The following is a 9,284-nucleotide window of genomic DNA, read 5'->3' as shown; positions in this document are numbered from 1 at the left end:
CACCAATTCACAGAAAAACGGTGATTAGGGAATTAGTCAATGACCAAGGACATGAAGTTATATTTCTCCCTAAATACTCTCCTGATTTAAATGATATAGAGCATGACTTTGGTGCATTAAAGAAGAACAGAATGTACGAAGGAAAAGATAAATCCATTGATGATATTATTCGAGATTATTGTGCTTCTTACTGTCCCAGTCTTATTCAGAATAACTATAATTTTCATTGTTTCCAAACATGATTTTAAAGAGTTGCTCAAATCCCCGTTACAAAAATAACCTCTGACTTCTAACTTCTGACTTCTGACTTTGTTAAAATTCTCCCACAAACTTCAAAATCAATAACTATAATGTCCCAAGCTTTTCTAACTCCAAAAGTAAGTGTAATTATCCCAGTATATAACTGCGAACTTTACATCGCCCAAGCAATAGAAAGTGTATTTAAGCAAACCTATACTAACTATGAAATTATTGTTATAGACGACGGTTCCACAGATAATACCCGTCAAGTATTACAACCATACATGACAAAAATTCGCTATTTTTATCAAGAGAATCAAGGATTATCTGCAACTCGTAACCGTGGCATTAAATTGGCAAAAGGAGAATTAATTGCCCTCCTAGATGCTGACGATTTATTTCTCTCTTATAAACTGACAGAACAAGTTGCTATTTTTGATGCTCAACCAAATATTGGTTTAGTACAAAGTGGGTGGCGAGTTGTGAATGAAAAAGGAGAAAAAATTCAAGATATTGAACCTTGGCATAAATCTCCAGAATTAGATTTAGTAAGTTGGTTAAAATGGAAAACTACTAATCCTAGTGGGATGATGTTTCGTAAAGAATGGTTAGAAAGAGTGGGTGGGTTTAATAAAAAATTACGCAGATTAGAAGATTTTGATATTGTCATTCGATTAGCTTTAGCAGGTTGTAAAGCCACTTGGTTTCCTAAAGTAGCTGTATGTTATCGTCAACATGGCAGTAATATGACGCGAAATTTACTTGCTCAAACAGCAGTAGAAGAAAAAATTTTAGATGAACTTTTTTCTAACACCAATCTTCCTCCAAAAATTCAACAGTTAGAAAAAGAGTTACGTTACGGTTCCCTAATTTGGAATTGCTGGTGTTTATATAAATCTGGCTACTTCGCTGAAATGGCTGATTATTTATATAAATCTTTAAAATTTTCCTCTTTTTCCGTTCTTAAAACTATCTGTAATTGGCTCTATTATTTTCAATATTATGCTGCTCTAGAAAACTATGATTTTCATTCTGTATTTTTGCATCAATTACCAGAATGGCAACAATTAATTACTAAAGTTATCCCTAATGGTTTACCACTGGTTAGTGTTTTAATTTCTACCTACAATAATGCCAATTATATTCTTGAAGCTATTAAAAGTATTCTGATTCAAACTTATACTATTTATGAAATTATTGTTATTGATGATGGTTCTACCGATAATACTTATCAAGTTTTGGAACCCTACCTAAATCAAATCAAATATGTATATCAAGAAAATCAAGGACCATCAAGAGCGCGGAATCATGGCATAGAAATAGCTCAGGGAGAATATATTGCCTTTCTGGATGCCGATGACTTTTTTCTACCCGAAAAATTAGCCGAACAAGTGGGATGTTTTGCAGAAGATTCTACTTTAACTATGGTGCAAAGTGGTTGGAGATTTGTTGATGAAAAAGGTCATACTATTAAAGATGTAAAACCTTGGGAAAATGGTGCAGAATTAGACTTAGAAAATTGGTTGATCTGGCAAGCAACTTTGCCTAGTGCAATGATGTTTAAAAATGAGTGGTTAAAGCTGAATGGAGGATTCGATCCGCGATATATTCCAGAGGATTTAGAAATAGTTTTACGATTAGCTTTAACTGGGGGAAAAGCTACTTGGTTACCGAGAGTTTGTGTCTGTTATCGACAGCATAATAGTAGTGTTTCTGGATTAGAAAACCGACAAAAAATTACTCAAGAATTGGAAAAATTATTAGATTATTTTTTTAGCAAACCTAATTTACCTGCCCCAATACGTCAAATAGAAAATCAAGTTAAATATCGCTCCCTACTTTGGAATTCTTGGCGCTTATATCAGGGGGGTAACTTTTCCGAAATGACTGCTTATTTGCAAAAATCTTTAACTTATACTTCCGCCTCTACTACAGAAGCAATTTCTACTTGGATAGAATTATTTACCAAACTTGCTCGCCAAGAAGGAAATCAATTTAATGCCTATAATTTTAGTCAATTACCAGAGTGGAAAAAATTAATTAGTAATATTTTTAATCCAGTAATACCGAGGGTCAGCGTAATCATTGCAACTTATAATAATGCCCACTATATATTAGAAGCGATCGCCAGCGTTTTTAATCAGACTTATACCTCTTATGAAATAATCGTAATTGATGATGGTTCTACGGATAATACTCGCGAAGTTTTAGAACCTTATTTAGATAAAATTCGTTATGTTTATCAAGAGAATAAAGGAGTATCCCACGCCAGAAATTTAGGTTTAGAAATGGCAGGGGGAGAATTTATTGCTTTTCTGGATGCTGATGACTTTTTTCTACCAGATAAACTGGCAAAACAGGTAGCTATTTTTGATACTCGTCCTTCTCTTGGTATTGTGCATAGTGGGTGGCGTTTAGTAAATGAAAAAGGGGAAAAAATTTCCGATATAGAATTATGGCATAGCTCCCTAGAATTAGATTTAGAAACTTGGGTAATTTGGAAACCTGTAACTATTTCTATGATGTTTCGTCGGAGTTGGATAAAAAGTGCAGGAGGTTTTGATACTCGTTGGCATCATGGAGAAGATATAGATTTAGTATTACGTTTATCTGTAAATGGTTGTGAGGCAGTTTGGTTGCCAAAAGTTACTTATTGTTATCGTCAACATCATCGGAATGCTACTAGAAAATCTACTCACCAAGCTGTTAGTATGATGGCTGTTTTAGATAACTTTTTTAGCAGACCAAATTTATCAACATCTATTCGTAAATTAGAGGAAAAATCTCGTTATTATACTTTGAGTTGGTTAGCATGGCAGGCACATCGAAATGAGAATTTAGTTGAGATGAGTAAATATCTACGACAAGCTGTAAAATATACTCCTTTATCTATGACAGAAACTATTTATCATTGGATTGATAGTTTTAATAGTCTTTATCAACAATATGGTTATGAATTTGATGCTTATGCTTTAACAAATTCGGATGTTTGGCAACAGCTAATGTCAGATATTTTTGTGAAGTAAGAAGGAAAGAGGAAGGAGGAAGAGGGAAGAGGGAAGAGGCAGTAAGATTTAAGAGCAAGAAAAAAACTTAAATTTCCTGTATATATTTACCCTTCGATTTACACAAATGATAAAGTGCAGACATGATATATAGCAACTGCGTTAACGAAGTCAGAAGTCATACCATTTCTCTGTAACAATGCGCTTAATAATTGTTGCTCAGATCTTATTACAACGACTATTATCATCTTGGTAGTCCTGCATGGTAATGGTGAAGATATATATTTTTTAATTTCTCCCACACTCCCCATCCCTCCATCCCCCCATCTCCCCATCAATTTTTCTAAGCGTGACAATAAATTGACCCTGCTTCAAAAGTGGGAGGGTTGTGCGACCCAATTATTTTGATAATTTTATGACTATTTTATCTTTTTTATTTATGAATTTAATATTATGTCTGCTAGTATAGCTTGTGTAAATTCAAGGGTGAATATCTACAGTAAATTTAAGTTCTTTCCAGCTTTTAAACCTTCTTCCTTCTTCATATTGGTAATATGCAATTATTAATATTAGCATCACTAAAATTAGTACCACTTAAATTAGCGTCACTGAAATTAACACCATCGAGATTTGCGCAGCTAAGATTTGCGCGACTGAGATTAGCTCCAATCAGGTTAGCATCTTTGAGATTTGCATGGCTGAGGTTAGCATAACTCAGGTTAACGCCACTAAGATCGATACCATCCAAGTTAACACCCCACAAGTCAGCTCCCATCAAGTTAGCACCACTAAGATTAACATCACTTAGATAGGTATGCCAAAGGTGGGCACGATTAAGGTCACTGCCACTGAGGTTAGCACCCTTGAGATTAGCACCACTAAGATTCACACCACCCAAGTTAGCATTGCTAATATTGGCATTTTCTAGGTTGGCATCCCACAAATCTGCTACTCGTAGACTAGCACCACAGAGATTAGCGTTGCTCAGGTTGGCACGATTGAGATCGACACGATTTAGTTGAGCATTACTGAGGTCATTACCTTGTAAGTTTCTTCCTTCTATTTTGTGATTAACAATGTCCCAAACTATATACCATTTTTGGTCAAGTCTAGTTGTTTCACTGAGTTTTACACCCTTAAGTTCAGCCCAACTAAGATCGACATTTTTCAGGTGAGCATGACTAAGGTCAGCATTGCTAAGATCGACTCCCTTAAGAATAGCACCTGTTAAATTAGCATTACGAAGATTGGCATGACGGAGTTTAGCATTAGTGAGATTAACATTGGTGAGATTAGCTGTACTCAGATCGACTTGGTTCATTTTAGCGCTATTAAGTTGAGCATTGCAGAATTTAGCAGCACTCAGATGAGCATTTGTCAGGTCAGCGTTACTAAGGTTAGCGTTACTAAGGTCAGCAGCACTGAGGTTGGCACTACTGAAGTTGGTATCTCTCAAGTCTGCATCATTGAGGTCAGCAGCAGTAAGGTTGGCACCGCTCATTTCAGCATAGTTGAGTTGAGCTGACATTAGATTAGCTACACTCAAGTTAGCCTTCTCTAAATAAGCTCCAACTAGGTTAGCTCCTTTCAAGTTAGCGTTACAAAGATTGACTTTTCTGAGATTTGAGTGACTGTAGTAGTTGCTATCAATATTTTGTATTTGGCAATAGAGAACATTGCGGTCGCACATCCCAAAATTAGCTCCTTCTAGGTTAGCACTCCGGAGGTTAATATTGCTGAGGTCAACACCTCGAAGATCGGATCGACTGAGGTTGACTCCTTTGAGATGGTTATTTGTAGGTTGTTGGTTAACAATTTGCCAGACCAAATGCCATTTAGAGTCTATTTTTGTCAAATCATTTATTTTTGTTTCTCGGAGGTTAACGTAGTTAAGATTAGCACCACTGAGATTGGTATTACTTAGGTCGGCACCACTGAGATTGGCATTACTGAGGTTAGCATCACTCAAATTTACACCAGTTAAATTAGTATTACTACAGTCAGTATTCTTGAGATTAATACTTATAAGTTTAGCCGCACTAAAGTTACTTCCACTGAGGTTAGAATTACTCAAATTCACTCTTCTAAGTTGAGCGCCACTGAAGTTAGAATTACTCAAATTTACACCTTCAAGGTTGATGCCAATTAGATTAATATTTCTGAAGTCTTTACCAATAGCTTGCTGATTAACTATTTCCCAGATTAATAACCATTTACAATCAAGTTTTGTTTCTTTATTTAATTTAGTACCTCTGAGATTTGTATCTCTAAGTTTACTACCTCTTAAGTCTGCATAACTAAGATTTGCATTAGTTAAGTTAGCATTATTTAGGTTAGCAAGACTTATATCTGCACCACTAAGGTTTACATTAGTGAAATTAGTATTAGTTAGGTTAACACCCCTGAGTTTGGCAAGGCTAAGATTAGCATTTTCAAGATTAGTGTTTTTTAGGTTAGCATCCTTCAGGTTAGCACCTCTTAAGTTAGCTTCTTTGAGGTTAGCATCTCTAAGATTAATACTACTTAGATCGGCATCTTTTAAATAGGCAAAACTGAAATTTATACCTTGTAGGTCTAAACCATTAAGGTTTGCTCCCCTCATGTTAGCTCGGATAAAATTCCGTTTTCCAGTAGTGTATAATTCTAGTAGTTTAGATATATCCCAAGTATATTGGGACAATGCCAATTTAGCTTTAGGTTGTTGTTGTTCTAGGAGTATTGAATATGCGACCCATTGCACTTCTGCTGACCGATCCTGCAAGGCCATAAGTAACAAATCTAGTCCTAAATCTCCGTATTTGAGAGTTTCAGAAACTGCTGCTATTCTCAATTGTACTTCACCATATAGTAAACATTCTTTGACTGCTTCAATGTTATTAAGAATAGGGGTGGTAGATAGGGAAGATGATGTGACTAAGGTAGTATCCAGTGGAGGGATTTGATTCAAGTCGTTACTCATTTTTCTGGGCTTGATATATATATTCAATAACTTTACCTGAAAATAAAAATTTTGACATATTTGGTGAGTAGTTCTTCGAGACTCACTTACTTTCTCTACTTTTGGAATCCTCTCAATAAATATTGATAAATTTATCTAAAATTAAATGGTACAATTATAGTTTTATCTTTAATAAATTTGACTTTAGCAGTATAGTTTTATTTTAAGAGTATTTGATTTTGACAAATTGGAGAGAATTTCATTATTTTTCAATTAACTATTTAAGTATTTAATGAAGTTCTAAATAATTGATGCTAAACAAGATTAGTAGATAGAGTACAATGTAAATTATGGGTAAGCATTTCCTGCGGACTGCTGCGCAAACAGCTATTAGCGGTCAGCGCTTCCCTACGGGATGCTACGCAAACAGCAATGAAAATGAACCTAAATAGCTCAAGTTAGCTGATGCCTTTGCTTTTTCCCAGACTTTTAATTCTTGCTCAAACTCAATCCTAGTCCCTACTCCAAATGCAATAAACTAGGAACGCTGAGAGCTCAGAGCTGAGAGCTAACACCTGAATGCTGACAATTATGGAATGGATTCAATTACTGTATTTTATCTAAGTAAAACAGTAAAAATAATATAAGTTACAAAAAAAAAGAGGAGAAATAATATAATATTGGTTATACATTTATTCTTTTTGAATTTAATTGATAGTTAAGTAAAATATTTACCAGTTAGGATAATTAAAAATATGATAACTAAAATTTTACCTCTAGTAAAAGACTCAAAAAAATTAGAAAATCGCCTCAAAGAAATTCCCCAAACTCCGGGAGTTTATTTAATGCACGATGGTAGCGATCGCCTTCTTTATATTGGTAAATCAAAAAAGCTGATAAATCGAGTCCGCTCCTATTTTCGAGAAAGCAAAAACCACAGTCATCGTATTAATTTAATGGTCCAACAAATAGTAGAAATTGAATTTATTGTCACAGATACAGAAGCAGAAGCTTTAGCATTAGAAGCTAATCTTGTTAAACAGCATCAACCATATTTTAATGTCTTACTCAAAGATGACAAAAAATATCCATATTTATGTATAACTTGGTCAGAAGATTATCCTAGAGTTTTTATTACTAGAAAACGACGATTAGGTAAACCTCAAGACCGTTATTACGGTCCTTATGTAGATACCAGACTTTTAAGAAATACCTTACATTTAGTCAAACAAATTTTTCCTCTACGCCAACGACCAAAACCTTTATTTAAAGACCGCCCTTGTCTAAACTATGATATTGGTCGCTGCCCGGGAGTTTGTCAGGCATTAATAACACCAGATGAATATCATAAAATTGTGCAAAAAGTCGCAATGGTTTTTCAAGGCAGAACAGGAGAATTAATTGATATATTGAATACTCAAATGGCAAAAGAAGCAGAAGCTTTAAATTTTGAAAAAGCCGCAGCTATTCGCGACCAAATTAGAGGTTTAGATTCTCTAAATGCCGATCAAAAAGTTTCTTTGCCAGACGATAGAATTTCCAGAGATGCAATTGCCTTAGCTAGCAATGATAAATTTGCTTGCGTTCAATTATTCCAAATTCGAGCAGGTAAATTAGTCGGTAGATTAGGATTTATTGCTGAAAAACCTAATTTAGTAACTGGAGAAAATAGGGAATTAGGAGCAATTTTACAGCGGGTTTTAGAATCACATTATCAAACAGTAGAATCTGTAGAAATTCCCGTAGAAATTATTGTGCAATATGAGTTACTAGAAAGTGAATTTTTGACAAGTTGGTTAACAGAAAAGAAAGGTAAAAAAGTAGAGATTTTCGTACCTCAACGCCAGGGAAAAGCAGAATTAATAGAAATGGTAAAAAAGAACGCTGAATATGAGTTAGCACGGTTAAATAAAATGAGCGATCGCAACACTGCAGCAATGACAGACTTAGCAGAAATATTAGATATGCCAGAATTACCCCACCATATTGAAGGTTATGATATTTCTCACATTCAAGGTTCAGATGCGGTGGCATCGCGGGTCGTTTTTATTGACGGTTTGCCAGCAAAACAACATTATCGACACTACAAAATTCAAAACCCAGAAGTGCAGTCTGGTCATTCTGATGATTTTGCTAGTATGGCAGAAGTAATTCAAAGACGGTTTCGCAATTATGAAAAACAACCAACTACAGAGAAACCAGACTTAATAATGATAGACGGTGGAAAAGGGCAACTTTCAGCAGTGATGACAGTGATGCAAGAAATGGAACTATTAGAGGAAGTGCGGGTAGTGAGTTTGGCAAAGCAACGAGAGGAGATTTTTTTACCAGGGGAGTCGCTACCATTAACAACTAATGCGGAACAACCAGGGGTACAGTTATTGCGGAGATTGAGAGATGAAGCGCATCGGTTTGCCGTGAGTTTCCATAGAAATAAAAGAAGTCAAAGAATGAAGCGATCGCGCCTAGATGAGATTCCTGGTTTGGGACATCATCGGCAAAAATTGTTATTGGGACATTTTCATTCTGTTGATTATATTCGTATGGCAACAGTGCAGCAGTTGGCAGAGGTATCGGGAGTCGGACCAAAGTTGGCGCAGCAAATTTATGATTATTTTCATCCTTCTTAGAATCAGGAGTCAGGAGTCAGGAGTCAGGAGTCAGGAGAAATGGGAATGAGCGAGGAGGTAGGATTAATATCATGTCCGGTTGAATACTTATAATTAAGATAGTAGGGGAGCGGGGGAGCGGGGGAGTAGGGGAGTAGGGGAGCGGGGGAGTAGGGAAAACAGAAAGATTTACTGTTGAAGCATTCATTATAACTTTTTTCATCACGTTCTTATCCGGACATGATATAAGAATTGTCAATTTGGGATTTTTCTGCCCAACAAAGCCGCCTAAAATACTAATTGAAGAGCTGAAAACCAGGTACTTTTTTCGACCCCAAAAAGGCACTTGTCTTTATATGTCAATGCTTTTAGATTAGATCAGTAATATCATGTTCCCCCTCCGGGGGAGCTACGCTAACGGATAATCAGTTATAAATAAAATTTCAGAACTGACAATACCGAATAAATACTGAAATTATCTTGAAATACTGA

Annotated in this window: 5 protein-coding genes; 3 read left to right on the top strand and 2 right to left on the bottom strand. The window is 35.5% G+C overall.

What is annotated here, in order from left to right; genetic code table 11:
* Together F6K18_RS26020 and F6K18_RS26015 are read left to right on the top strand one after the other, a co-directional pair.
* Window positions 1-242 (top strand): transposase (locus tag F6K18_RS26020; protein ID WP_287525186.1); only part of this gene is annotated, 242 nt, incomplete at its 5' end.
* Window positions 243-350: 108 nt separating this feature from the next.
* A complete protein-coding gene (locus F6K18_RS26015; protein ID WP_287525185.1) occupies window positions 351-3,266 on the top strand; it encodes a glycosyltransferase family 2 protein in 2,916 nt (971 codons plus the stop codon).
* Window positions 3,267-3,364: 98 nt separating this feature from the next.
* Here F6K18_RS26015 and F6K18_RS26010 read toward each other — a convergent pair whose 3' ends face one another.
* On the bottom strand, window positions 3,365-3,601 hold the full coding sequence (locus F6K18_RS26010) for a hypothetical protein (protein WP_287525184.1): 237 nt from the start codon (window positions 3,599-3,601) through the stop codon (window positions 3,365-3,367).
* Between the two features lie 185 nt (window positions 3,602-3,786).
* The gene (locus F6K18_RS26005; protein ID WP_287525183.1) at window positions 3,787-6,204 is read right to left on the bottom strand and encodes a pentapeptide repeat-containing protein; all 2,418 of its coding nucleotides are present in this window, start codon (window positions 6,202-6,204) and stop codon (window positions 3,787-3,789) included.
* A gap of 734 nt (window positions 6,205-6,938) precedes the next feature.
* Between F6K18_RS26005 and uvrC the strand changes: the two genes are divergently transcribed.
* Window positions 6,939-8,813: an excinuclease ABC subunit UvrC gene (gene uvrC, locus F6K18_RS26000; protein WP_287525182.1), complete on the top strand. Its 1,875-nt coding sequence runs from the start codon at window positions 6,939-6,941 to the stop codon at window positions 8,811-8,813.
* Window positions 8,814-9,284 lie beyond the last annotated feature (471 nt).

Origin of the sequence: Okeania sp. SIO2C2, assembly GCF_010692625.1 — a bacterium.
Classification (GTDB): domain Bacteria; phylum Cyanobacteriota; class Cyanobacteriia; order Cyanobacteriales; family Microcoleaceae; genus Okeania; species Okeania hirsuta.
Note: the sequence above shows the minus strand (reverse complement) of the source record. Positions and strands in the feature narration are given on the sequence as shown.